General features: G+C 61.6%; 24 protein-coding genes. 12 read left to right on the forward strand and 12 right to left on the reverse strand.

Annotation, left to right across the window (positions count from 1 at the left end; translation table 11 throughout):
* Positions 1-88 precede the first annotated feature (88 nt).
* The 8 genes from ACQUTI_RS13770 to ACQUTI_RS13805 all read right to left on the reverse strand — a co-directional run bounded on the left by ACQUTI_RS13770 (position 89) and on the right by ACQUTI_RS13805 (position 8,263).
* On the reverse strand, positions 89-1,399 hold the full coding sequence (locus tag ACQUTI_RS13770) for a carbohydrate porin (RefSeq protein ID WP_043521376.1): 1,311 nt from the start codon (positions 1,397-1,399) through the stop codon (positions 89-91).
* 197 nt (positions 1,400-1,596) lie between these two features.
* The gene (locus ACQUTI_RS13775; RefSeq protein ID WP_224051453.1) at positions 1,597-2,799 is read right to left on the reverse strand and encodes an MFS transporter; all 1,203 of its coding nucleotides are present in this window, start codon (positions 2,797-2,799) and stop codon (positions 1,597-1,599) included.
* Between the two features lie 228 nt (positions 2,800-3,027).
* The gene (locus tag ACQUTI_RS13780) at positions 3,028-3,819 is read right to left on the reverse strand and encodes a cyclase family protein (RefSeq protein WP_043521374.1); all 792 of its coding nucleotides are present in this window, start codon (positions 3,817-3,819) and stop codon (positions 3,028-3,030) included.
* A 3-nt stretch (positions 3,820-3,822) separates the two neighbouring features.
* Positions 3,823-4,806 carry a fumarylacetoacetate hydrolase family protein gene (locus ACQUTI_RS13785; protein WP_048325418.1) on the reverse strand — a complete coding sequence of 328 codons (984 nt, stop codon included), beginning with the start codon at positions 4,804-4,806 and terminating at the stop codon, positions 3,823-3,825.
* On the reverse strand, positions 4,784-5,143 hold the full coding sequence (locus ACQUTI_RS13790) for a Rieske (2Fe-2S) protein (protein WP_048295391.1): 360 nt from the start codon (positions 5,141-5,143) through the stop codon (positions 4,784-4,786). The genes ACQUTI_RS13785 and ACQUTI_RS13790 overlap by 23 nt, the downstream gene beginning before the upstream one ends.
* Positions 5,143-6,063: a VOC family protein gene (locus ACQUTI_RS13795; RefSeq protein WP_043521370.1), complete on the reverse strand. Its 921-nt coding sequence runs from the start codon at positions 6,061-6,063 to the stop codon at positions 5,143-5,145. Before ACQUTI_RS13795 ends, ACQUTI_RS13790 begins: the two co-directional genes overlap by 1 nt.
* Before the next feature lie 22 nt (positions 6,064-6,085).
* A complete protein-coding gene (locus tag ACQUTI_RS13800) occupies positions 6,086-7,243 on the reverse strand; it encodes an alpha/beta hydrolase family protein (RefSeq protein WP_264974501.1) in 1,158 nt (385 codons plus the stop codon).
* Between the two features lie 120 nt (positions 7,244-7,363).
* The gene (locus ACQUTI_RS13805) at positions 7,364-8,263 is read right to left on the reverse strand and encodes a LysR family transcriptional regulator (RefSeq protein WP_428923287.1); all 900 of its coding nucleotides are present in this window, start codon (positions 8,261-8,263) and stop codon (positions 7,364-7,366) included.
* Between the two features lie 185 nt (positions 8,264-8,448).
* On the opposite strand from ACQUTI_RS13805, the gene ACQUTI_RS13810 reads away from it, so the two are divergent.
* Positions 8,449-9,570 carry an FAD-dependent oxidoreductase gene (locus ACQUTI_RS13810; protein ID WP_065802692.1) on the forward strand — a complete coding sequence of 374 codons (1,122 nt, stop codon included), beginning with the start codon at positions 8,449-8,451 and terminating at the stop codon, positions 9,568-9,570.
* A gap of 321 nt (positions 9,571-9,891) precedes the next feature.
* Here the strand turns inward: ACQUTI_RS13810 and ACQUTI_RS13815 are convergent, their stop codons facing one another.
* Entirely contained in the window at positions 9,892-10,803 is a 912-nt protein-coding gene (locus ACQUTI_RS13815) for a LysR family transcriptional regulator (RefSeq protein ID WP_004205760.1), read from the reverse strand.
* A gap of 115 nt (positions 10,804-10,918) precedes the next feature.
* Here ACQUTI_RS13815 and speB point away from each other — a divergent pair, with 115 nt between their 5' ends.
* The 9 genes from speB to ACQUTI_RS13860 all read left to right on the forward strand — a co-directional run bounded on the left by speB (position 10,919) and on the right by ACQUTI_RS13860 (position 19,479).
* On the forward strand, positions 10,919-11,869 hold the full coding sequence (gene speB / locus ACQUTI_RS13820) for an agmatinase (RefSeq protein ID WP_004145693.1): 951 nt from the start codon (positions 10,919-10,921) through the stop codon (positions 11,867-11,869).
* 10 nt (positions 11,870-11,879) lie between these two features.
* Positions 11,880-12,743 carry a sugar phosphate isomerase/epimerase family protein gene (locus tag ACQUTI_RS13825; RefSeq protein WP_049093575.1) on the forward strand — a complete coding sequence of 288 codons (864 nt, stop codon included), beginning with the start codon at positions 11,880-11,882 and terminating at the stop codon, positions 12,741-12,743.
* Entirely contained in the window at positions 12,740-13,807 is a 1,068-nt protein-coding gene (locus tag ACQUTI_RS13830; protein WP_023318953.1) for an isopenicillin N synthase family dioxygenase, read from the forward strand. Before ACQUTI_RS13825 ends, ACQUTI_RS13830 begins: the two co-directional genes overlap by 4 nt.
* A 19-nt stretch (positions 13,808-13,826) precedes the next feature.
* Entirely contained in the window at positions 13,827-14,630 is an 804-nt protein-coding gene (locus ACQUTI_RS13835) for an ABC transporter substrate-binding protein (protein ID WP_060656652.1), read from the forward strand.
* Positions 14,631-14,660: 30 nt separating this feature from the next.
* Positions 14,661-16,181: an amino acid ABC transporter permease/ATP-binding protein gene (locus ACQUTI_RS13840; protein ID WP_049093577.1), complete on the forward strand. Its 1,521-nt coding sequence runs from the start codon at positions 14,661-14,663 to the stop codon at positions 16,179-16,181.
* Positions 16,182-16,910 carry a class II aldolase/adducin family protein gene (locus ACQUTI_RS13845; protein WP_062913725.1) on the forward strand — a complete coding sequence of 243 codons (729 nt, stop codon included), beginning with the start codon at positions 16,182-16,184 and terminating at the stop codon, positions 16,908-16,910.
* A gap of 5 nt (positions 16,911-16,915) precedes the next feature.
* Positions 16,916-17,848, forward strand: coding sequence for a 2-hydroxyacid dehydrogenase (locus ACQUTI_RS13850; RefSeq protein ID WP_064795142.1), 933 nt, complete (start codon positions 16,916-16,918; stop codon positions 17,846-17,848).
* A gap of 60 nt (positions 17,849-17,908) precedes the next feature.
* A complete protein-coding gene (locus ACQUTI_RS13855) occupies positions 17,909-18,703 on the forward strand; it encodes an SDR family NAD(P)-dependent oxidoreductase (RefSeq protein ID WP_043521343.1) in 795 nt (264 codons plus the stop codon).
* A 155-nt stretch (positions 18,704-18,858) separates the two neighbouring features.
* Positions 18,859-19,479, forward strand: a complete 621-nt coding sequence (locus ACQUTI_RS13860) for a hypothetical protein (protein WP_004205741.1) — start codon at positions 18,859-18,861, stop codon at positions 19,477-19,479.
* 54 nt (positions 19,480-19,533) lie between these two features.
* Here the strand turns inward: ACQUTI_RS13860 and ACQUTI_RS13865 are convergent, their stop codons facing one another.
* Complete coding sequence (locus ACQUTI_RS13865) at positions 19,534-20,295, reverse strand: transporter substrate-binding domain-containing protein (RefSeq protein WP_032426131.1); 762 nt, start codon at positions 20,293-20,295, stop codon at positions 19,534-19,536.
* A gap of 549 nt (positions 20,296-20,844) precedes the next feature.
* Between ACQUTI_RS13865 and ACQUTI_RS13870 the strand changes: the two genes are divergently transcribed.
* Both ACQUTI_RS13870 and ACQUTI_RS13875 read left to right on the forward strand, forming a co-directional pair.
* Complete coding sequence (locus ACQUTI_RS13870; protein ID WP_048295413.1) at positions 20,845-21,396, forward strand: fimbrial protein; 552 nt, start codon at positions 20,845-20,847, stop codon at positions 21,394-21,396.
* Between the two features lie 42 nt (positions 21,397-21,438).
* Entirely contained in the window at positions 21,439-22,128 is a 690-nt protein-coding gene (locus ACQUTI_RS13875; protein WP_043521338.1) for a fimbrial biogenesis chaperone, read from the forward strand.
* Here the strand turns inward: ACQUTI_RS13875 and ACQUTI_RS13880 are convergent.
* Positions 22,125-23,219 (reverse strand): fimbrial protein, encoded by a 1,095-nt coding sequence (locus ACQUTI_RS13880; RefSeq protein ID WP_032456492.1) that lies wholly within the window; start codon positions 23,217-23,219, stop codon positions 22,125-22,127. The genes ACQUTI_RS13875 and ACQUTI_RS13880 overlap by 4 nt on opposite strands.
* A gap of 7 nt (positions 23,220-23,226) precedes the next feature.
* Positions 23,227-25,782, reverse strand: coding sequence for a fimbria/pilus outer membrane usher protein (locus tag ACQUTI_RS13885; protein ID WP_428923288.1), 2,556 nt, complete (start codon positions 25,780-25,782; stop codon positions 23,227-23,229).
* Positions 25,783-25,794 lie beyond the last annotated feature (12 nt).

Below are 25,794 nucleotides of genomic sequence, written 5' to 3' on the forward strand. Positions count from 1 at the left end.
TTGTTCCTGCGCCAGCCGGTTCGCGATAAAAAAACCGCCCGGCGGCAGCGTCCCGACGGGCGGGATTAAAATCCTCGGGCGGTCTGTGTCAGAAGTTCCAGTACATCGAGGACTGCCAGAGGACCGCCGACTCATGCTTCGGCACCAGCGTCGGGTTATCCTGCCAGGTGATACCGTTGATCCAGTAAATACCTTTCGTCACGCGCAGGGCGTGCGACAGGGAGATGGCGTTGATGCTCTGCGGCGCCTCCATTCCCGCCTCGCCGACATAATCGCGGAACTTCTTACTGATAAAGGAGCGGGTGTAGCCCAGCGAGGTCATATCCTGCTCTCGGCCGGGAAACAGGCCGATGTCAAAGAAGGTCACCTGGAAGTCGCTGGTGTAAGCATTGCGATCGTCCGGAGCATAGTCCGCTTTCACATCGAGATACAGCCCCAGCGGAAGCCCCTTTTTCGGCTGGGTCAGCTGCATGGTGTTGGCGACGTAGAACGCATAGTTACTGCTGCTGTCGCCGGGCTGGTCAAAATACTGGTAGTGCGAGGTGTTATAGATAGCCCCGGCGCGGAACCACAGCGAGCGCTGCGACTCGCCCGCCGCCTGCTTAAAGCCAAACTCGTTTACCAGGATCGGGTTGGCGCCATCGACGTGCCATTTCAGCCCCGAGGGGTTCTGCTCCACGTCGTCGAGGTGTCCGGCAGGCGACATACTGCGGCTGACGGCAAAGTTGTTATAGAATTTCTTATCGCTGTCGCGGACGATGGCGGTGAAGGTCGGCGTCGGCGCATTGAGGCTGATCCCCACCTGCACCGGTATCACGCTGGTCGGCCCCAGCGCGGCTGAGGAGGAGTTGCCCCCCAGCACCATGCCGTAAAACTGACGAATTAACGGATAAAAACCATACTGCAGCTCCAGCTGGCCGTTTAATAAGGGCTGGTTCACCGCCAGCACCGCAATATTATGCAGTTCCGGATAGCTGTCATGATAATTCGAGGTCGCCCACTGGGGAGAAAAAGTAAATTGCGCGTCTTTGCTAAAACCAATTCGACTTAAATCATAGGTGACGTTCAGCGACATATTTTGTGACCAGGTAAAATTCTGCCCGGCATATTGTTGCGGGTCGGCGGACTGGCCTTTCAGATCGTACATCACCATCGGGTTCCAGCTTAACTGGACACCCCAGCCACGGTCGGCCAGCGCGCTGCGAAAGCCGCCAATATCGCCGATGAGCGATTCGCAGGTCGACGGAGGGCTGACAACCTGCGCTGAGCGGGTATTCAGTTTATCCAGTTGCTCACAGGTCCAGGTATCGGCCAGCGCGGTGCTGGAGAATATCGCCAGCGTCAGCGCCGAAAGTGGAAAAACTATTTTCTTACTTACGTCGGTACAGCAGAGACTCATAATAAACCCTCATTTTTATTTTTTGCAGGTAAGATGCGCCATATCGTGAAAAATAAATTGGTCACAATATGTTTATTAACAGGGATTAATTAGGCTGAAAGTTAACGCTAAATAAGGTGTACGCTTTTTCTAAATAATGGCCTCCCCTTCCCGCCGGAAGACCGGCGGGCGTGTGGTAATGATGTCGTCAGGTGAAATTAACGAGCCAGCGCGCGGCGGCCCCCCATCCGGGCGCTGGCGATACCCGTCGCGCCGGCGATAGCCAGCGTCAGCAGCGCAAACAGCAGCAGGCTGTCCTGCATGCTGCCGGTCATGCCATTCAGCAAGGTCATCAGAACCGGGCTGATGAACATGCCGAGGAAAAAGAAGGTGTGCCAGATGCCGATCCCCGTCGCCCGGTGCGGCGCCGGCAGGGCTTTCATCATCCAGGCCAGCATCAGAGGGATCAGCATTCCGTTACCGACCTGCGCGACGAACGCTGCCGCCACGCCGGCCAGCGGATTGTGGGCCACGGCGATAAACAGCAGCCCGAGGCCAAAAATGGCGTAAAAAAGGAAAAACTGCCTGTCGACGCGCTGCCTGGCGTTGCGGCCATACAGCCAGGCGCCCAGCGGCACGCCAATGCCGGCAACGGCGGTAGCGATGCCAATCTGGCTGCTGGAGGTCAGCCCGAGCTGACTGAACACCTGGCTTATCTGCAGCGGTTCGAGAAAATAGAGGATCGCGCTGGCGAGGGTAATCAGGCCGATCGCCGCCATTTTGCGCCGTGGAAAAGCGACAGCCTCCTCGCCAGCGACACTGTCCACGCGACGGCGCGTCGCTGGCTCTGCGGTGAACAGACACAGGCCGATAAAGACCGGGATCGCCAGAGCATACAGGTAGATCGGACCATACCAGCCCAGGGTTCCCAGCAGGCCAGCCCCCAGCACGATCAGCGTCGACAGTATCGACCCTATGCCGCTCTGCACCGCCAGCCATTTGCTACGCGCCTCACCGGTAAAGTAGTCGCCAATCAGCGCATTGGCGGTGGTAAGAATAAAGGCGTCGGCAATGCCCATCACCAGCCGCGCCAGCAAAATGGCATACAGATCGTCGAGCATCACCGGCAGCAGGCCAAACCCCGCGTACAGAGCGGTGGCGGCAATCAGCAGGCGGCGACGGCTCAGGCGATCGCCTACCATCCCCGCCAGCGGAGCCAGCAGCGCCATGCTCGCCGCCGGTATGGTGATGATCATCGGCACCAGCAGCTGGGCGTGCGGCTGCGCGGCAAAATGACTGAACAGGAGCGGCATCACCGGCAGCATGGTCAAGGTCCCCATGATCGGCAACAGTGCCGCCAACATCAGTAACATCGCCTGTACGGCCCCCGCCTCGCGCGGGGTTGCTGAAACTTTGTGCATCACCATCTTCCGCTCTCCGTCACTGCTCTTTATTTAGAATATGAATTACAGTTCTATTTTTTATCGGTAAAGAAAGGCGTTTTACGCCCCGGCTTAATGGCTGGAAACGCATCAGCGAACTCAGCACATATACCGTTCTACCCTACCGGATGCAGGTGGCATGGACTGCGATTGCTATCACAATTAATACAATGCATTCACATTAAATTAACATAATCATCGACGCCTTCAGGCGTCGACAATCGCCACCGCGCGAATAAACCCGGCCGAGCCGCGGCGGATCTTGTAGGGAAAACAGCTCACCCAGAAGCCGTGGTCGGGAAGCTGCTCCAGGTTACTCAGCTTCTCCATTTGCCCATAGGCGATCTCCCTGCCGGCTTTATGCCCCTCCCAGATCAGCCCGGCGTCGCCGCTGGCCTGAAAGCGTTCGCGGGTAAAGTGGAAGGGCGCATCCCAGCTCCAGGCGTCGGTGCCAACCACCCGTACCCCCTGCTCCAGCAGCCACAGCGTCGCCGCCCGGCCAATGCCGCAGCCGCGCTGCAGGTAATCCGGCTGGCCGTAGCGGGCGCCGGCCGCGGTATTGATCAACACAATATCCAGCGGCGACAGGCAATAGTCTATTCGCGCCAGCTCGCGCTGCAGATCCTCCGGCTGCAGGATCGCCCCGTCGGCGACATGGCGAAAATCCAACCGGACGCCGGGGCGCAGGCACCACTCCAGCGGCAGCTCATCGATGCCAAACGCCGGTTCGCCGCCGTTGGTGGTCGAGCTGTAGTGCCAGGGGGCATCCATATGGGTGCCATTGTGCGGCGTCACGGTCAGGCGCTCCGAGGCCCAGGCCTCCTCTCCCGGCATCTGCGCTTTTTCCAGCCCCGGGAACATCGCCGCCATTTCCGGCCATCCCTGCTGATGATCCTGATACTCAATGCTCGGCAGCAGCGGCGGCGGATCGGTCCAGGGATTGTTGTCCAGGGTGACGGAGAGGTCGACCAGCCGACGCCCCTGTAAAAGATTGATCATGGTTTACTCCGTTAACATCACAACGTGTTGATCCAGTACGCCAAACAGCGGCCGGCCATCGGGGGCGTGGGCTTCCATCGTCACCCGCTCCCCCGGGGATAAAAACGGCGTGCGCGGCTCGCCGAAGGCCAGCATCTCTATGGCCCGCACCTCGGCGATACAGCTGGCGCCGCGGCTGGCGTCCGGCCCGGACACCGTGCCGGAACCCACCACCGTCCCGGCGCGCAGACGGCGGGTCTGCGCCGCATGGGCAATCAGTTCGCCAAAATGGAAATGCATCTCGCTACCCGACTGGCAGCCAAACGGCTTGCCATTGCGGGTCACCTGCAGCGTCAGCGCCGCCCGCCCGTGCTGCCAGGCCTGCCCCAGTTCATCCGGGGTAAGGGCCACCGGTGCAAAGGCCGAGGCGGGTTTGGCGTGAATAAAACCAAACCCGGTCTGCATCTCGCGCGGCGCCAGCGCCCGCAGACTGATATCGTTAAGCAAGACGATCAGGCGGATACAGCTCAGCGCCTGTTGCGGCGAGCAGCCCTGCGGCACCTCGTCGACGACTACCGCGAACTCGCCCTCAAAGTCGAGGCCATCCTCGACCCGGCGGCAGACTATCCCGGCGTGGGGGGCAAGAAAGTCGTCCCCGCTGCCCTGATACATCAGCGGCGTCTGGTCGGCGCCGGCAATCGGCGGCAGGTGAAAGGCCCGCTGCATGCGCTCGCCATGGCTGAGGAAGGCCGAACCGTCCAGCCACTGCCACGCCCGGGGCAGCGGCGCCAGCAGGCGCCGGGGATCATAGGGCTGCGCCGCCGGATAGCGGCGCGCATTGAGCGCCTGATAGCGCGCCTGCAGCGCAGGCCACACCCGCGCGGCCTGCTCCAGCGCCAGCTGAAGCGTCGGAGCGATGTCCGCCGCATCGGCCATCAGCGTCAAATCGCCTGAGACCACCACCAGGCAGCCGTCGCGTTCACCGTTATCTCGTGTTGCCAGTTTCATGACCTGCCTCCTCCAGCAGACATAGCCAGCCGTCGACGTCCACGTCGCCAGCCAGCGGACTCAGACGTTGGCCAGCGCAGGCGCCCTGCACGCAGAGGCCGCTGTCCGGCATAAAAATCGCCCCGTGGGCGAAGCAGACCAGCCGGTCGCCCCGGGCGTTGAGAAAAGCGTCCTGCCGCCAGTTCATCGGGGTATCGAGATGCGGACAGCGGTTGCGCCACAGATAGAGCGTTCCCTGATAGCGGCAGGCAATCACCGTCGCCTGCCCGCTGCCCGTGGGGTCAAATCCCCGCGCCTGGCCCTCAGCCAGGCTGTCGGCACGGCACAGGCGAACCATCAGCGGGCGTTATCCGGACCGGGAGCCCACTTCTCGCGATACCCCAGCAGGAAATATTGCGAGTTATCGGCCCCCGGCAGCGCTTCGCGCGGCTGCCAGTGGTCATCGTGCTGATCCATATCGGCGTCGTATTCGATATGACACCCGAGCGGGCTGTTGAAGTACCAGAACCAGTTCGATCCCAGCTGATGGCGCCCCGGTCCCCAGAAGGTCTGATACCCCTTCTGCTGAAAGCGGCTGCCGGCCATCATCAACTCGGTGGGCCCGCCGAGGTGGAAGGTAAAGTGTTCAATGCCGGTCATAAACGGCGGGGCCTGGATCAGAAACAGGGTATGGTGATCCTGGGTGCCGGCGGGTCGCAGGAAGGGGCCGACGTGGGTGAAGCGATCGGTACAGACAAAGCCCAGCCGTTGATAAAAAGCTTCCGCGCGCGCGGCGTCCGGCACAAAATAGACCACATGGGAGAGCGAACGCGGCTCCGCCGCCATGTCGGCGCTGGCCCCGGTCTGATTGACCGGCCGCCCGGCGCGATCCCCCGGGGCGTTGATTTTCTCCCCTTCCCGCTGCAGCGGCTGGCGCTGGCTGACGCGAAACCCGAGGGCAAAGCCGGCATCATCGACGCAGCGCAGCACGCCGTCGGCGCCAAGTTTCACCTCGCGATCGCGGCGCAGCGTCTCGGCAATAGCCTCAAGCGTGGCGCTATCCGCCACGCCATAGACGGTTTCCCGCAGCTGGCTGCCGCTGGGCAGCGCCGCGGGCAGCGACGGATCGTCACGTCCCCGCAGCAGCACCCCGGTGCCATCCAGCGCGCTAAAGAAACCGTTCTCCTGCTCGCGTAAACCGTAGTCGATAAGAAACTGTCGACAGCCCGCCAGGTCATCGACGCCAAATACCAGATAATCCGGACCAAGAATATTCATCGCGGTTGTTCCTTATGCGTGTTCAGGCCACCCGGCCGCCGAGGGCTTCCGCCACCCAGTCAGCGATGTAGTGCCCGGCGTTAATTGAGTTGTCGAAGCTGGAGTGCTGCACACCGCCCTCGCGGTCAGTGAAAATTTTCAGCTCGCGGCGCGGGCTGTTCACCAGCTGGTCGTAGGTGCGCTGCGCCCATTTCACCGGGATCTGCGAGTCCTTTTCACCATGGGTGACGAGAAAAGGCACCCGTATACGGTCAAGAATGCCGTCGAGATGGACGTTCTCCGCGATGCGCATAAAAGCGTCGATATCCTCGCCGCCCCACACCCAGCGCACGTGCTGCCAGTAGTGTGGTACCGGAAAATCCCCTTCGCGTTCGCGGCGGCGCTGCTGTACCTCCCGCCAGTCGTGATTGGCGCCCCACACCACGCCGCAGGCGAAGCGCGGCTCAAACGCCACCGCCCGCGGGCAGTAATAGCCGCCCAGCGAGACCCCTTCCATGCCGATGCGCCCGGCATCCACCTCCGGGTGCTGTTCCAGCCAGTCAACGATCCGGCTGGCCCAGTGCTCGCTGTCATAGCGGGCTTGCATGCCGTGAAGACGCAGCGCTTCGCCGGTTCCCGGCTGGTCGACCACCAGCGAGGAGACCCCGCGCCGCGCCAGCCACTGCGGCAGCCCCACCAGATATTTCATCTCTTTGGTGGAGTCGAGACCGTTGACCTGCACCAGCAGCGGCGCGCGGCCGGTCGCCCCTTCGGCGCGGACGTAAAGCGCCGACAGGGTTTTGCCCTCGTAGGGGATAGTCACCCGCTGACAGTTGGCATGGGTATGGTGCAGCCCGGCGGCAAAGACATCGAGAAAGCGGCAGTACAGCGCATCGCGGTCCGGCGCGCCATGCGCCTGCAGGCGCTCGCAGGTCAGGTAATAGTTGGCCGCCCGAAGATACTTCTCGCCTGCCGACAACTGCCGTCCCCGCGCTTCATCTTCGCCCGCCAGCGCGCATAATTTATCGGCCATGCGGGACCAGGTTTCCCGGAACGCGCGGGTGCCTTCGGCGTCGGGATGCTCGGACGCGGCCAATAGCGGCGCGCACATCTCTTCGATCTCACCGATGCGGGCGCCCATCTCGATGGAGAGATCCACCGACAGGTTCCAGACATAGTTTTTAGGGAAATAGCGAAACATAGGGTCATCCTTCAACATTCAGTCGCAATCGCTGTAGCGCAGGCACTGTCACATAAAGCACCTGCGGGCGACCAATCATGTCTCAGGATGTCAGGTATCGACGGGAACAATACCAGTGGGTTAGCGTGCGCTGGCGACGATTTTCGCTTTCAGCCAGCCGAAGATAGGATCGTTATCCAGCGAGCGGTGCCAGACGATAAATTCGCGCATCACCGGCAGCGTCACCGGGACCGGGAAAAGACGCAGCGGCAGCATCGCCGCGTACTGCTCCGCCAGCCGCCGGTGCAGCGTGGCGATCCGCGAGGTGCCGATCAGCAGCTGCGGAACGCAGTGGTAGCTGTGGGTCACCACCTCGATACGGCGGCTGAGCCCCGACTCGGCAAACAGATTGCCCTCCAGCCCCGGCTGCCGCTCGCGGCCAAAGACCACCGACACGTGCCCCAGCTGTTGCCAGGCATCGAGGGTCAGCGCCTCGCCGGTGTGGGGATTGTCCGCCCAGGCCAGGCAGACAAACTCTTCGTCAAACAGCGCTTCGGCGGGATGGTCGGCGGCCATAAAACGCTCCGGCGCCACGATGATATCCAGCTCGCCGCGGTTGAGCATGCCGGTGGACTGGGCGTCCGGCGAGAAAAACTCAAAGGTCATATTCGGCGCCTGCAGGTGCACCGTTTGCAGCGCATCCTTCAGCATCACGTTGATCACGTAATCCGAGGCCATAATGCGGAAATGGCGCTTGCTGGTTGCCGGCTCATCCACCGGCCGGCGGGCAATGGAGGTCTGAATTTTCATCAGCACGTCGCGGACCGGTTCCCGCAGCTCTTCCGCCAGCGGCGTGGGCCGCATCTTTCTGCCCACCTGGGTGAGCAGATCGTCCTCAAAGTAGGTGCGTAGCCGGTTGAGCACCCCGCTGGTGGCAGACTGGGTCATATGCAACCGGCCCGCGGCGCGGGTGATGTTCTGTTCATCGAGTAACACATCCAGTGCCACCAGTAAGTTCAGATCAAGATGTTGGTAACGCATGGGTCCCCCGGCGAGAAATGGCGTGCTTATCCTGTGGCTGAATTTAACTTTTCTGCAACTTTTTGTTTTCAATTTCCACGGCGATATCGTTTTTTGCGATAGCGATCATTCTTTATCGCGATTAGTCAGCGCGCCGCTGGCCTGGTTAACGTCCTCTACTCTGTACCCTGGAGAAAACAGCTACGATGAACATCAATAACGTATTAATCGTTGGCGGCGGCATCGGCGGTCTGTGTACCGCCATCGCCCTCCGCCAGGCCGGCGTCGCCGTCGATGTCGTAGAGATCCAGCCGCAGTGGCGGGTCTACGGCGTCGGTATCATTCAGCAGAACAATGTCGTGCGCGAAATGCAGCGGCTTGGGGTGCTGGAACGCTATCTGGACGCCGCCTGGCCGTTTGACAGCGTCTCGGTGCACACCCTGAGCGGCCAGCAGCTAGCCAGCTTTCCCGGCCAGCGGCTGGCCGGTGAACAGTTCCCGGCCAACGTCGGCATCTCCCGCCTGGCCCTGCACAACGTACTCTGTTCCACCGCCCGGGAGTTAGGGGTCCGACTGACCACCGGCGAGAGCATTGACGCCTTCCGTCAGGTTGACGATGCGGTTGAGGTGAGCTTCAGCCGTGGCGGTCAGGGGCGCTACGATCTGCTGGTGGGCGCCGATGGGATCTACTCCCGGGTGCGCGGCATGCTGTACGGCGAGCGCTATCGCCCCCGCTTTACCGGTCAGGGCGTATGGCGCTACAACTTTCCGCGACCGCCGGAGGTGGACCATCTGATGTGCTTTATGGGCGAGAGCTGCAACTGCGGGCTGGTGCCGCTGGCGGACGATCTGATGTATCTGTTTATCACCTCCCACGAAGCGGATAACCCCCGCTACGCCCGCGATCAGCTGGCGGCGGAGATGCGCCGCCGTCTGCCGCCCGGCGCGGGGTTGCCGGGCAGCCTGCACGAGCATATCGTTAACAACGACGAGGTCGTCTATAAGCCGCTGGAAGAGCTGTTCGTCGACGATCCCTGGTATCAGGGACGCATCGTGCTGGTGGGCGACGCGGTTCACGCTACCACTCCGCATCTCGGTCAGGGGGCGGGCATGGCGATTGAGGATGCCATCGTGCTGCGCGAAGCGCTGCAGCAGACCGACAGCGTCGCGGCCGCGCTGGCGCACTTTGACGCCCGCCGCCGGCCGCGCTGTCAGCAGATCTGGGCCGCCTCGCTGCAGGTGGGCGAGAGCGAGATCCACCGCGATCGCCATTTTGACCGCCAGCAGGCGATCGGCGATATGATGACCCTGACGGCGAAGCCGATATAAGCCCTGCCCGGCGCCCTCCGCCGGCCACGCTGGCGGATTATTCCCCTGTTCATTGGCCGGCACGATCGCCATCGCATCCCCCTTTCACCAGGCGCTGATCTGCCTGCACAAACTCTCCACCATCACGATTGCGGAAAAAACCATTAAAGCGAATCGCTAACGACCGCGCCGCCCGGCGAGCTGTCCACACCTGCGGCGCCTAACCCTGTGGATAACCTGGAGGCAGTTGTCCGGCAGCCCCAGCACAAGCGGGCTACCGGCTGCCGTTCGTTTTTTGAACAGGAAAACCGCCGCCACGGCGGAGGGAAGCGCCCGCCCCGCTTAATAATTCCACTTCGGCCGCGCCACCGTGTTCTTCTTCAGCAGATCGCGGAACGCTTTCAGATAGGGTTCATTGCTGCGCCCGCGCTTACAGATAGCCGAGAACGGCGACTGAAAGCCAAACTCGTTGGGCAGCAGCACCCGCAGGCGGTTCTCTTTGATCCACGGCCAGGCGTAATGCTCCGGCAGATAGCCAATATATTTTCCCGAGAGGATCAGCAGCAGCTGGGCGTCGACGGTCTCAACGGTGGCGCTGCCTTTGCTGAAGCCCCGGCGGCGGAGATCGCTGGTGTTCCAGTAGCTGCGGGTCACCAGCGGGCACTGGCTGATCTGCTCTTTATCGAGCTGGCGGCTGAAGAACATCGGGTGCAGATCGCTGCAGTAGAGCCAGTGCTGCTCGCGGTACAGCGGCTCGCTGATGATGTTATGCACCTGCGAGTTGTAGCTGCCGATGGCCAGGTCGATATGGTTGTTCAGCACCCCGTTCAGTTGCTCCGCCGGGGTGCGAATAATCAGTTTGATATGCACATGGGGAAATTTGTCGCTGAAGCTGCGCAGAACCACCGGCAGCGAGAGCGCCGTTTCGGTCTCGATGGAGTCGAGCGTCGAGATGCACAGGGTGCCGCTGTGCTCCCCTTTAAGCAGGGCCGACTGCCGCTCCAGCTCATTGAGTTCGCTCAGCACGCGGATCGCCTGCTGTAAAAACTGCTGACCTTTCTCGGTCAGGGAAAAGCCGCCGCGCCCGCGCTGACAGAGGGTGAAGCCGAGCTGTCCCTCCAGTTGCGACATCGCATTGCTGATGGCGGAGACCGAAATGCCCAGCTCCTGCTGGGCCCGGCTGTAGCTCTCCAGGCGCGCCACCGCCTCGAAAACCTGCAGCTGGCGAATATTGAGGCTGGCGTCATTATGCATCGTATTTAGTTCACCAATAAATGAACTGAGTATTTACGCCAGACGATGTAAAGTCCAGCGCGGGTTGCGCACTATCTCTCCTGTTACGTTTCATCCGTCAGATTCAGGAGCAGACATGGATAACCTCTTTCACCAACCGCAGGGTGGCAATGAGATGCCACGCTTCGCCGGCCGCGCCACGATGATGCGCCTGCCGTTTATCGAAGATTTACAGGGACTTGATGCGGCGTTTGTCGGCATTCCGCTGGATATCGGCACCTCGCAGCGCTCAGGTACGCGCTACGGACCACGCTATATTCGCGCCGAATCGGTGATGATCCGTCCGTACAATATGGCGACCGGCGCCGCGCCGTTCGACTCGCTGTCGGTGGCCGACATCGGCGATGTGCCGATCAATACCTACAGTTTGCTCAAATCGGTGCAAATTATCGAAGATTACTACACCGGTTTGAATAGTTATCCGCTGATCCCCCTCACCCTCGGCGGGGACCATACCATTACCCTGCCGATCCTGCGGGCGCTGACCAAAAAACATGGGCCGGTGGGGCTCATCCATGTCGACGCCCATACCGACACCAATGATGAGATGTTCGGTGAGAAAATCGCCCACGGCACCACCTTCCGCCGCGCCGTTGAGGAGGGACTGCTCGACCTCAAACGGGTGGTGCAGATTGGCCAGCGCGCCCAGGGCTACGCCGCCGGCGACTTCCAGTGGGGCGTTGACCAGGGCTTTCGCCTGGTGCAGGCGGAGCAGTGCTGGCATACCTCGCTGGCGCCGCTAATGGCCGAAGTCCGCCAGCAGATGGGCGACGGGCCGGTATATCTCAGCTTTGATATCGACAGCCTCGATCCTATCTGGGCTCCGGGAACCGGGACGCCGGAAGTTGGCGGTCTGACCTCCATTCAGGCGCTGGAGATCGTCCGCGGCTGCCGCGGCCTGAACCTGATTGGCGCCGATCTGGTGGAGGTCTCGCCCCCCTACGACGTGAGCGGTAATACCTCCCAGCTGGCGGCCAACCTGCTGTACGAGATGCTCTGCGTCCTGCCCGGCGTGAAGTACGCCTGAGGAAGCCGCCATGGAGCTGAAATGCTTTCGCACCCTCTGGGGAGTCACCACCCCCTGGCCGCAAACGCTGGATGAACTGCAGCGCGTCGGCTGCTGCGGTATCGAAGCCCGCGTCCCGTTGACGGCGGAGGAGCGGCGGCAGCTCGCCGACCGCCTGCAGGCGTCGGGGCTGGAGTATATCGCCATTCTTTTCAGCGGCGGCGGAGTGCTCCCCGCCCAGCATGAAACGCCGGAACAGCATCTGGCGCGCCTGCAGACCCGCTTCGCCGAGGCCAGCAGCCTCAACCCGCGCTTTGTCAATCTGCTGGCGGGCAATGATCGCTGGCCGCTGGCGCAGCAGGTCGATTTTCTCGGCAAGGCGCACGAGCTGGCCGCCGGGTTTGGGTTGACCTGCAGCTTTGAAACCCATCGCGCCACCTCGCTGTACAGCCCGTGGCTCACCCTGGAGATTGTTCAGCAACTCCCCCAGTTGCGCTTTACCGCCGACATCAGCCACTGGGTGGTGGTCAGCGAGCGCTTGCTGGATGACCCCTGCGATGACTTCAGCGCCTTTATCGACCGCGTGCATCACGTGCAGGCCCGGGTGGGCTACGACCAGGGGCCGCAGGTGCCGCACCCGGCGGCGCCGGAGTATCAGCCGGCGCTGGCCTTTGCCGAGCGCTTCTGGGAGCAAATCTGGCATTCACAGCGCCGGCGCGGCTATCAGCAAACTACCCTGACGCCGGAGTTTGGCGCCGACGGCTATCTGCACCACCTGCCGTTCACCAACGTTCCGGTGGCCGATCTCTGGTCGCTCAACGCCTGGATGGCCGCGCGCCAGCAGGCCCACTTTCAGCAGTTTTTAACGCTCACTGAACAGGAACCGCAGCCATGACCGCCGTGAAGCACGCTTTTACTGAACTCCCGACCATCGATATCCGCGATCTGGCCGGCGACGATCTCGCCAGGCGCCAGGCGGTGGCCGACGCCATCGGCCGCGCGGCGCGCGAGGTGGGCTTTTTCTACATCACCGGCCACGGCATCGACCCGGCGCTGATCGCCGGCGTCCGCGCGGCGGCGAAGCAGATCTTCGCCCTGCCGATGGAGGAGAAGATGAACTACTACATCGGCCGCTCCAAAAGCCATAAGGGCTACGTCCCGGAAGGAGAAGAGATCTACGGCGCCGGCAAGCCGGACCATAAAGAGGCGTTCGATATCGGCTTCCAGGCGGCGGACGACCATCCGCTGGTGCTCGCCGGTACGCCGCTGATCGGCGCCAACGAGTGGCCCGATCTGCCGGATTTCCGCGCGCGGGTGCTGGCCTACTACGACGCGGTCTTCGCCCTCGGCCACCGCCTGTTCGACGCTTTCGCCCTCGCGCTCGGCCTGCCGGAAGGGTATTTCAAACCGATGGTGACCTGCCCGCCGGCTAAGCTGCGGCTAATCCATTACCCGTTCGACGCCAGCGTCGAAGATGTTCCCGGAATTGGTGCACACACCGACTATGAGTGCTTCACCCTGCTGCTCGCCGACCAGCCCGGGCTTGAAGTCCTCAATGAAGAAAGCGTGTGGATCGACGCGCCTCCCGTCACGAACGCCGCCGGAGAAGAGGCGTTCGTGATCAATATCGGCGACATGCTGGAAGTGCTCAGCGCTGGCACATTTGTTGCTACAGCCCACCGGGTGCGCAAAGTGCCGCAGGAGCGGTACTCCTTCCCGCTGTTTTTCGCCTGCGATTACCACACGCTGATCCGCCCGCTACCGACCTTTCTGGCCGCCGGCGAAGCCAGCGAATATCAGGAGCTGAGCATCGGAGAGCATATGTGGAGCCAGGCGCTGCAAACCTATCGCTATCTGCGCGAGAAGGTCAATCGCGGCGAGCTCCAGCTGCCGGAGCGCGCGCGCGGCACCAATACCTTTGGCCATTTGAAAAAACAGGCACAGCAAAAAAACCCCTAACCCCCCGTGAGGAACCATGATGACTAGCACCCTGAAAAAAATCTCGCGCCGCGTCGCGCTTACCCTCGCCGTCAGCGCCTGTTTCTCCTCTGTCACCCAGGCGGCGGAACTGCTGACCGAGGGCGTCTTTAAGGTGGGGATGGAGGTTACCTACCCGCCGTTTGAGTCCTATGACAGCAATAACAACATCGTCGGTCTCGACCCGGAGTTCGCGACGCTGATCGCCGAGCATCTGCAGGCCAAACCGCAGCTGATCGACACCAAGTTCACCAGCCTGATCCTCGGCATCGGCAAGAAATATGACGCGGTGATCTCCGGGATGTACGTGACGCCGGAACGCCAGAAGCAGGCCGACGCCATCCCTTACGCCCTCTCCGGCGCGTCGATCATCGCCCTGAAGGGCGGCGCGGTGCAGCCGAAAACCGAAGATGAGCTGTGCGGCGTGAAGGTCGGTCTGCAGGCAGGCACCACCTGGGTGACCAGCCTGAAAAAACACTCCGATGAGTGGTGCCTGAAAAACGGTAAACCGGCCATCACCATTCAGGAGTTCCCAACGGCGCCGGAAGCCTCCCAGGCGCTGCTGTCGAAGAATATCGACGCCCAGCTCGAGATAGCCCCGGCGGCGCAGATTATCGTCGATAAGAGCCGTGGTCGCCTGGCGATAAGCTCGACGCGCCTGGTCTATCCGCTGCCGCTGGGGATCTACGTCGCCAAAGGCAACACGGAGCTGGCGGAGGCGATTAAGGCCACCCTCACCACGCTGAAAGCCAACGGCAAATATGCCGCGCTGATCAAAAAATACAACTTAGAAAGCATCGATTAAGACAATAAGCACTGCGCAACAGGAGTCGGTATGGCGTTCGATTGGGGATACTTTTTTTCATTGTTTAGCATTGGGGCATTCTGGCAGGCGTGCGTGACCGTGATCGTGGTCAGCACCTTGTCCTGGGGGATCGGCCTGGTGGTCGGTTTTCTGCTAGCCTGCGCGAAGCTCTCGGCGCCGCGCTGGATCAAGATCCCCGTCGAACTCTATATTTGGTTTTTCCGCAGCGTGCCGCTGATGGTGCTGCTGGTGTTTGTCTACAACCTGCCGCAGCTGTTTCCGGTGACCCAGCCGCTGCTCGGGGTGCCGTTTATCGCCGGGCTGGTGTCGATGACCGTCACCGAAGCGGCCTATATGGCGGAGATCCACCGCGGCGGGCTGTTGTCGGTGGCCAAAGGGCAAAGCGAGGCGGGCCATGCGCTGAGCTTCAGCTTTATCGGCATCCAGCGGCTAATTATTATTCCTCAGGCGTTTCGCATCTCGCTGCCGACGCTGATCAATGAATACATCACCATCATTAAGCTGAGTTCGATTCTGTCGGTGGTCTCCTTACCCGAGCTGCTGCTCACCGGCCAGCGCTTGTACGCGCAAAATTTCCTCGTGATGGAGACGCTGCTGGCGGTGGCGGTGTACTACGTCATGGTGGTTACCGTCTTCACCTGGCTGTTCCGGGCGCTGGAAAATAGCCTCGATATTCAGCGCAAGCGTCCGCAAACCCTCAGCGAGGCGGAATGCCAGGCGCTGCGCCAGAGCCTGCCGGCGCTGACGGAGGAGATCAAAACTCCGGCCGTCAACGGCGCGCCGCCGGCGCTGGATCTGCGGGGCATCCGCAAATCCTGGGGCCAGCATGAGGTGCTGAAAGGCATCGACCTGCAGGTGGAGAATGGGGAGGTGATCAGCATCATCGGCCCGTCCGGCTCCGGCAAAACGACCCTGATCCGCACCATCAACGCCCTCGAAAGTATTGATGGCGGGGAGATCATTCTCTACGGCGAGGACTATCTGAAAGGCGGAGCCATCGTCGATAAACGTCAGATGCGCGCCGGGGTGCGGCGTATCGGCATGGTCTTCCAGAGCTTCAACCTGTTCCCCCACCGCACGGTGCTCGACAACGTGATGCTGGCTCCGCGCTACCACCAGCTGCTGGATCAGCCGGTCGCCCGCGAGCAGGCCCTGGCGCTGCTCGACCGCGTCGGTCTGCTGGCCCACGCCCACAAATACCCCGGCCAGCTCTCCGGCGGCCAGCAGCAGCGCGTGGCGATCGCCCGAGCGCTGGCGCTGAAGCCGGATATCATGCTGTTTGACGAACCAACCTCGGCGCTGGATCCCGAGCTGGTGGGCGAGGTGCTGAAGGTCATTCAGTCACTGGCCCGCGAAGGCATGACCATGCTGATTGTCACCCACGAGATGGATTTTGCCCTGTCGATTTCCGACCGCGTGGTGCTGATGGAGAACGGCGTGGTGCAGGCCGACATCGCCCCGCAGGTGATCCGCAGCCCGCTGGAGGCCCCTTCTCTGCAACGAATCCGTGAATTTATGGGAGTACGCTAAATGACAACTGAGCAACACCTGCGCCAGCAGCTGGCCGCCGCCTACCGTCTGGCGGCGCTGTTCGGCTGGGAGGATACCCTCTACACCCACTTCTCCGTGCGCCTGCCCGGCGACGGCGAGCCGCGCTTTTTAATTAATCCCTTCGGCATGATGTTTGACGAGGTCACCGCCAGCAACCTGATCGTAGTGGATATGCAGGGCAAGGTCGTCGAGGGCGACGCGCCGGCTAACTCGGCGGGCTTCACCATCCACAGCGCGGTGCATATGGCTCGGGAAGACGCCCACTGCGTGATCCACACCCACACCCTGCCGGGGATGGCGGTGGCCGCCTGCGAGGACGGCCTGCTGCAGCTCAACCAGATTAGCACCGAGTTTTACCAGCGCGTCGGCTACCACCCCTATGAAGGGGTGGCCTTTGACCTTGACGAACGGGCGCGCATTCAGCGCTCGCTGGGGAATAATATCGCCATGATCCTGCAGAGCCACGGCCTGCTGTCGGTGGGCCGCACCGTGGCTGACGCCTTTTACATCATGTACTACCTCAACCGCGCCTGCGAGATCCAGATGGCCACCGCCCAGCTGGCGGCCCTCAGCCCGATCCACACCATCGCTCCGCACCTCAGCCAGCACGCCTGCGAGCAGCTGATGGGCGTGGAGCATGAACGTCAACAGGTCTGGCAGGCGTGGCTGCGCCGTCTTGACCGTCTCGATACCTCTTACAAAGACTAACGCCTATGTCTGATATCACTATCGTTGTGGATTGTAACGACGCGGATTTCGCCCGCGATATTTGCGCCGCCCTGCAGCAGTTTCCCGACGTCACGGCGCTTCTGCCCCATCACCAGGCGGCACGCGACGCCCAGTACGCCAGCTGCTGGTTCCCGGACCCGCAGCTGCTGAGCCGCTCGCCGGGGCTGAAGCTGATCCAGGCCGCGTCCGCCGGGGTCGATCATCTGCCGCCCGCGCTGTTCGCCAGCGAGATCCCGCTGTGCCGGGTGATCGATGAAGATTTTCGCCACGGCATGTTCGAATATGCTCTGTGGAGCGTCCTGTGGTTTCAGCGCCATTTCGACCGGGCGCTGGCCCACCAGCGGACCCAAACCTGGAAGCTCTATCCCCAGCGCGCCGCCGCCGACTTCCATATCGGCATTATGGGGCTCGGCGAAATTGGCGGCTATATCGCCGACCAGCTGGCCCGCCTTGGCTATCGGGTCTCTGGCTGGTCGCGCAGTGAAAAGCAGCTGGCTGGCGTCACCTGCTATCGCGGCGCGGAGGCGCTCGACAGCTTCCTCGGGTCGCTTGACGGACTGATTAACCTCCTGCCGCTCACCGCGCAGACCCGGGGTATCCTCGCCGCGCCGCTGTTCAGCCGGCTTCCCGCCGGAGCGGTATTAATCAACTGCGGGCGCGGAGAGCATATGGTCAATGAGGATGTACTGGCGGCGCTGGAGAGCGGCCAGCTCGCCGGCGCAGTGCTCGACGTCTTCCCGCAGGAGCCACTGCCGGCTGACGATCCGCTGTGGCGCCATCCGCAGGTGGTGATCACCCCGCATATGGCCTCTGCTGCCCCTGCCGAGGTGATCGCCCGCCAGCTGCTGGAGAACATTCAGCGCCAGCGTCGCGGGCTGCCGCTCAAAAACCTGGTCAATAAGCACGCCGGTTACTGATCCCCACCGATACCGTCGCTGCTACGCTTAATGGGTGATTCACAACCAGAAGACAGGAACATGAAGATTGATTTATCGGGGAAAGTCGCGCTGGTCACCGCCTCCACGGCGGGTATTGGCTTTGCTATCGCCAAAGGCCTGGCGGAGAGCGGCGCAGAGATCATCATTAACGGGCGCAGCGAGCAGAGCGTGAACGCCGCCATCGCTCGTCTGCAAAATGAGGTGTCGGGCGCGAAGGTGCGACCCGCCATCGCCGACCTCAGCGGTGCCGACGGCGCAGCCCAGCTGCTGCGGGCGGTGACCGGCGTCGATATCCTGGTCAATAACGCCGGGATCTATGGCCCGCAGGATTTCTACGCCACCGACGACGCGACATGGGACAACTACTGGCAGACCAACGTCATGTCCGGCGTACGCCTGTCGCGGGGGCTGCTGCCGGCGATGGTCAGCAAAGGCTGGGGACGGGTGGTGTTTATCTCCTCGGAATCGGCGCGCAATATCCCGGCGGATATGATCCACTATGGCGTCACCAAGACCGCCCAACTGTCGCTGGCCCGCGGCCTGGCGAAATATGTCGCCGGCAGTGGAGTGACCGTTAACAGCGTTCTGCCGGGGCCGACGATTTCTGACGGCTTTGCCGAAATGCTGAAAGACGAAGTGGCGAGAACCGGCCAGTCGCTGGAGGAACTGGCGAAAGCGTTCGTCATGACCCACCGTCCGAGTTCGGTGATCCAGCGGGCGGCCTCGGTGGAAGAGGTCGCCAATATGGTGGTCTACGTCTGCTCGCCGCAGGCGTCGGCCACCTCCGGCGCCGCGCTGCGCGTCGACGGCGGCGTGGTGGATGATATTCTCTGACGCCTCTCATTCAGGGGAGTCCCCCTCCCCTGTCGCCTTTCCCGGCGCTAAAAAGCGCAAAATGTTAAAAAACAGCCGCAAAGTCGCACAAAGTGAACAGGAACATGTATTCCCAAAACTTATGATATTTGTTTTAACTATAAGTTGTGGTGTTAATGTCTCTGTTACGAAGCTTGCTTTTCTTTCTCGGCGCGGCGGTCGCAGCCGCTCTCGCGGTACTCTGCCTGTGGGTGGATATTCGGGTATTTGGCAACGACATCCCGGAGGTGTCGCTGACTGAAGTGGTGCAGGAGAGCGTGCTGGCCGTCATCGTACTGGTTCACTTCCTGCTGGCGCGCAACTACCCCCACTTACGCTACAGCAATATCCTCATCGGCGGCTTCTTCCTCGCCATGCTGATCCGTGAGCTGGATGGCCTGTTTGATTTACTTTCCCATGGCAGCTGGGTGTGGTTTGCCCTGCTGGCCACCGCGGGGTCGCTGCTGGCGCCGCTGCGCCATCTGCGTCAGACCCTGTCGCAGCTGGCGGCTTATACCCGCACGCCCTATTACGGCATGATGATCAGCGGCCTGCTGGCGATTCTGGTCTTCTCGCGGCTGTTCGGCATGCACGGCCTGTGGTACGCCGTACTGAATGAGAACTTCGCCCGGGTGGTGAAAAATACGGTGGAGGAAGGCAGCGAGTCGTTTGGCTATATGCTGTGCCTGACCGCCACCCTCGGCTACGCCTGCTACTTCCGCGGTCTGGCGCGACAGGCGCTGTCGCCGCAGGGCTGACTGCGGCCGATAACCACCGCCGGACGCGCCCGCCGGCGGTGACGCGCCGCCGCGTTAACCGCGAATTTTCCATTTCCGTTTGAGAACCTCTTTGTCCTGGCTATCCAGCCACTGGTTCACTTTCTCCAGCAGCGCCGGATTATCTTTACTCATCATATACACCTTATCGCTGGCGGTGCCGGCGAACGGCGTCTCGTTGGCGACGCAGAACACACCGGGTTCTTTGCTCTGGTAATAGTCGCCTTCGATCAGATCGGTCACCATCATATCGGCCGTTTTCTGCCGCAGCGCCTCCAGATTATCGACGTTGTTCTGTACGCGAATAATCTGCGCCTGCTTAATATGCTCATCGACAAAGCTCTGGTTTGTGCCGCCAGGGTTGACGACCACCTTCACCTCCGGACGGTCAATCTTCTCCAGCGATCCAAGCCGTGGCGCAGCCTGACAGTTGGCTAAGGCGATTTTACCGTTCGCCACCACCGGGTGGCTGAGGGCGAAGTCCTTCGCCCGCGCCGGCGTCTGCGTCACGCCGCCCATCGCAATATCGAATTTGTCCGCCTGCAGATCGGCGGCGAGCGCGGGCCAGCTGGTGTAGACGAAGCTCACCTTCAGCCCCAGCGTGCGCCCGAGATCGCGGGCCATGTCGACGTCATAGCCCTGCAGCTCGCCGGCGGCATTGCGAAACGCCAGCGGGGCGTAGTCGCCCGGCACGCCGACCTTCAGTTCACCGCTGCGCTCGATGGTTTGCATATCGCGCGCCTGGGCGCCGCAGGTCATTATCGCCAGCGTCAGCGCCAGCCCCACCGTCAGTTTCATCTCGCCATCCTTATTGTTATCGGGTTTGCGCGCCGGGGTGGCGGGCCGCTTCTCAGTCAGCACCCTCCGCCGCGCGTAACAGGGAATTCATCCTATTTTTAAATTCCGGGATATACAACCCGGCGTGGCGGTTGCCGATCGCAAATCTGACAACGAAACAGGGCTACGCCCGGTGAATGATTTCTCATCCGCCGGGCGTAGCCTTACGCCAGCGATCGTATTTTCCAGCCTGACGTGATGTCGAAATTAGGTTCAAAAACAGCAGCAGGAAAAATCTAACTCATTGTATTAAAATAACAAAACATTTTATCTCGCGATATTCCCCCTTCCACTCTGGTCATTGTCCGTCTTATTTACTCCGCTATTTTCCCACGCTAATATCCCGGTAAAGCGATAATAAATAACATGCGCAGATTATTTCCAGACGTAAATAAATTGGTAAGTTAAATAAATTAATTAAAAACATATCCAGTGCAAATAATTCCCCCCTGACGCGGCAGAATTCATGCTCTGGCGATCTGTTTTATCGGCAATACAGAAGGAAAGAAAATGAAATTAATCTCGCTGTGTCTGGCGACATTGGTTGCCGGACTGGTTGCCGGCCCGGTTGGCGCGGCAGACGGCACGCTGAACTTTATCGGTAAGGTTGTGAACGGGGCATGCAAGCTTGAGGGAGCGGGCGACAACGGGGTCATCAACGTCAGCATGGGCGACATTCCGCTGTCGCGGCTGAAAAACAGTCAGTCTGGCACCGGGCCGGCGGTAGGTGTCGATATTCGCGTCAAAGATTGCGAGAAAGGCACCTACTATATTGTGGTGGATGGCCCCACCCCCACCGGCATGCCTGAACATCGCGTACTGGCCCTCGACGGCCGCGGCAAGCCGGCCGGCAACGTAGGAATTCTGCTCACCGACCGTACAGGCACTCCGCTCAGCCTCGATGAACGCATCGATCCGCAACACGATCCCCGCATTGAGATCCCGGTGGACGGCGGCTCCGGCACCTTCAGGCTCAAAGCTTTCTACTACACCTGGGATAAAGCCCACATGGATCCTGGCGACGGCAACGCGACGGCCCGGTTTACCATTATGCAGGAATAGCTTTCCGGTCAGGGATGAAACGTCGACGTAAAGGAAGCGATCATGAAAACTCAGGTGGCTGTTTTGCTCAGCGCATTGGCCTTTCAGGCCTGCGCCGGGATAACCATTAATGCCTCACGGGTGATCTATTCAGGAAAAGACAAAGTCGCCAGCCTGAATATCAATAACCGCAGCAGCACCCCCTATAAAGTGCAGATCTGGCTGGACGCCGGGCTCAATGCCTCGCGCGTCGGCCTGCCGATGGTGGCGACGCCGCCGCTGGTCTATTTATCGCCGCAGCAATCCGCCCAACTGCGCTTTATCTATCTCGGCAGCGGGCTGCCCGACGATCGGGAAAGCCTGTTCTGGGTCAATATCCAGGAGACGCCGCCGACCGCCGGCGGCAATCATACGCTGCAATTTGTCGTCCGCACCCGTCTGAAGCTGTTTTATCGTCCACCCACCATCGCCACCACCCTCGTCAAAGAGGTGCAAAAGCTGCAGTGGCAGCAGAGCGGCAATAACCTGCGCTTGACGAACTCAGGCCCACTGCATATCACCCTGGTCAACGGGGCGCTGATCGATAATAAAGGCCACCTCTCGCCGATGAGAAACGTGATGCTCCGGCCCTACAGCAGCCATACCGTAATGACCACCGACAGCGCTCGCCTGTACCAGTTGAACTATATCGACGACTACGGCGCGGTAGTGCCGATCCCGCTGCAGGGCAGTCTGCCCCCGGGGCCAGGCTAGTTATACTCCAGGGCGAAGGTCACCATGCTGTTGGCCGTGCCCGCCGCCACGGTGGCGTCGGTTTGCACATACTGCGCGTTAAAATTGATAGCCTCGGCGGTCCCGGCGCTGGCGCCGGTTACCCTTTTCAGGATCGGCAGATTGCTGGCCTCATTGATCTTAACGCTGGTGCCGTCGGGCACCGCCGCGCCGGGGTTATTGCCGTAGGTCAGCTTCACGCCGACGCCGCTGGCGCTGTTGCTGACCTGGCTCAGCGCCAGGGTATCGCTCTCCACGCTCACGCCGAAAAAGCCGATGCGCACGTCGGTCGGCGTCGGACAGAACACCGGGATCGAAAAGCGCTTCGCCTGGCCGCCGGTGCTCCCTTTACCGTGAAACTCCGCCCGGTTTACCGTGCCCAGAGTGACCTGGATCGACGACGTCGTCACCTGACAGCTACCGCTGCTGCCGATGTCCACGTTCAGGGCAGCCATATCGATACTGACCGGCGCGCTGGCGACATAGCTGGCGCTGCCGCTGGCCTGCTGCTCAATGGTCATCTCCCCCACCTGCGGCAGCGACGGCGAGTTGGTATGCGTCCCGTCCGCCAGCTGCACCGTCCCGGTTTTATAGAAGGTCACCGCGATCCTGACCGTGGTTTGCTGCTGCGTCATCAGCGCCGGGAGCATCGCGCTGTCGCACACCACCACCGACTCGCCGCCCGCGGAGTGGCTGCCGTCGATAGCGCGCATCGGGCCGCCGGCGCACTGAAAGCTGAGCGAGTACCCGATGCCGTCGATGGCGCTGGGGTAGACGTGCTGTCCGTTAATCACCACCGGCGCGCCGCCGGTTTTCAGCTGCTTATAGACGATGCGTTTGGCGCTCGCCGTCGGCAGCTGCAGGTCGCAGGAAAAAGGGATCCCACTGCCGTTATCCGCCATCGCGCTGGTCATCTGGGTATTGATCGGCAGCGTGGGTAAATACTTGATATTGGGAATATTGACCGTAGTCTGACCGATATTCGCGCGGCAGGTTTCCGCCCGCACGCCGGGAAGATAACCGCTCAGCGTCAGCAGAAAGAGGAAAGGAAGTAGACGAAAAACAGATTTCATAGCCGCCTCAGCGTGTCTGGCACAGTCCGGAGACGGTTTTCACCGTGTTCAGACTCTGCTGTGGGTTATCCGGAAGATGAAAATGCAGCCTGCAGCTCTGCGACTGGTTGTTCACGACCCAGCTCACCGCCAGGGTCCCCTCCTGCGGTACGCCGCTGAGGTACACCTGGCCGCCGTCAGCCACCATGCCGCCCGGCGCATTGCCGCTCTCCTCCGCCGTGACCAATTGCGCGCTGGCGCCAAACGGTAACGGCCCCTGGGCATTGCGGAGGGTAAACAGCACCCGGTTGCCAATGTGGGTCCGGTAGTTGGCCATCACCACCGCGCCGCCGCTGGGGATCACCGTCTGCCCCTGCTGGTCGACGTCGGTATCATCCGCCATCGACTCCGTGTCGAGGGTAATGACATTTTTCCGATAGGCGGTGAGGGACGGCACCACGGCATAGCCGCGCCAGTCGGTGTGCACATTGTTGCCGTTTTGTACCGCCACCCCGGCGGCCCCCGGCGCGCGGACGATGGCGAAGCTCTCACCCACCGTCTGGCCGAAAGTGACCCCGTGCGGATGCGCGACCACCGAGCCGGCGCCTCCCCAGGTCAGCTGGTTGCTGGCGGCGTCATGGCGATAGCCAAGCTGGGCGTTGCCGAAGCCGCCGTGGTAGTCGAGAGCAGCGCTGCTATTGCTGCCTCGTCCCTGATTGCCATAGCCCTGCTGAACCGAGTAGAACAGGTTCGGCCGCGACGGCACCGCGCCATACAGCGACACCTGCTGCGAGGTATAGCCATTGCTGTCCGAGGTGGTGTTGTAGCTCACCGCGCTGTCGGACAGCGGACCACCCAGCGGAATATTGATATTGAAAGACCAGGAGCGATCATTTTTTTGCTGACCGCTGGCGCGGGTGTAGTAATAGCCCACCCCCCAGGAGATCCCTTTCCAGGCGCTGTAGAACCCGAGATGTACCGTCTCATCCCGGCTCTGCCGGTGCCAGTATTCCTGCGACCAGGCGGAAACCGCCAGACTCCCCAGATCGCCAAGGCTTTGTGACACCGAGATCTCTTCCCGTCGGCGCCGGTTGTCCACCTGCCCCTGCGCGCTTTCCAGGGCGCTGGCTTCGGCAAAATCGTAATAGCCGCTGGAGGAGTAGCGATAGCTGGCGAGGCTGAATGCGGTGCCCGAGCTGACAAAATTTTTCTGATACTGAGCGCGCAGCGAATGGCCCGCATAGCGCTTACCCGACGGGGTACGGGTGACGGCCTGGGTGACGTCGCCTCCCAGCGATCCGAATTCGCCGAAGCCGCGGCCCAGGCCCAGCGCCCATGACTGATAGTCCTGGGCCAGCTGCGTGCCGCCGTAGAGGGTAAATCCCGCCGACAAACCATAGAACAGGGTGCCCTGCAGGAATTCCGGCGAGCGCACCGAATCCGCCCCGGAGTGGTAGCGGCCGGCGCTGAGGCTGAATTTGCCTCGCCCTTCGCGCAGCATATACGGCACGGCGGAATAGGGTTGGGTAAAGGTGCGCACCGAACCATTGCTCTCGGTCACCTTCACCTCCAGATCGCCGCTCTGCGAGGTGGGATAAAGATCGCTGATGGCGAACGCCCCCGGCGACACAAAGGTTTCGTAAATCACATATCCGTGCTGGGAGACGGTCACTTTGGCATTGCTGTGCGCCACGCCGTGAATGGTGGGGGCAAAGCCACGCTGGCTGTCCGGGAGCATCTCATCGTCAGACATCAGCTGTACGCCGCGAAACGGGATGCTATCAAACACGTCGCCGGTGGTGTAAGTATCGCCGATCCGCAGCAGACTCTTCAGCGAGCGGACGTCGCGCTGCAGCCAGGTGCTCTGTGAATCCCAGTGTCGGCGCTGCTGGTCGTACTGCATTGAGGAGACGTTGCGCAGCCGCCAGGCGCCCAGGTTCACGCCGCTGCGTAAATTGAGATAGTTTGAGCGGCTGCTCTCCCCGTCATCGGCGTTCTTGATTTGCGCGCCGGAAAAGTAGTAATCGACAAACGCGGCCGGCACGCCATCGTCCCAACGCGAGGGATCGACATAGCCGCGGCTTTGCACGTTCATCGCCGCCTGGGGAATACTCAGCGTCAGGCGCTGGTTAGCGAAGGTGAAGCGGCTGCTGGCGTCGGGAATAAACTTCCCGATCCGGGTGAAGGTCTCACCCTCATGCAGCGTTTGAAAAGCCGGAAACGCGCTAACGTTAACCCCATACTCCGCCAGCTGCCCGGGCGTCAGCACCGGCTGCAGCTTCCCGCCATCGTCAACAAACGTAATATCGGCCTGGCCCAGCTCCTGGTCGTTAACCACCACGGTGACAGGGTAAGTCCCCGGCTGCTGTCCGCCGGGTTTGGCGAAGTAGTGCAGATCGGAGGTTTGCTGCTGCGGGTCGGCAAACTCCAGCGCCGCCGGGTCAAAATAGTCGTCAGCCAGCGCCCGGCTCAGCGGGCTGAGACAACAGATCATCGTCGGCAGCGTCGCCAGCGCCAGCGCCCGTCCGGCGGTGACGGGCAACGCGGCATACTCCCGCACCCTGGCTGTTGTTATTCTTTTCATGCTGGCGCCGTC

It is taken from the genome of Klebsiella sp. 7-CIP_Kleb., assembly GCF_050378655.1.
Classification (GTDB): Bacteria; Pseudomonadota; Gammaproteobacteria; order Enterobacterales; family Enterobacteriaceae; genus Klebsiella; species Klebsiella quasipneumoniae.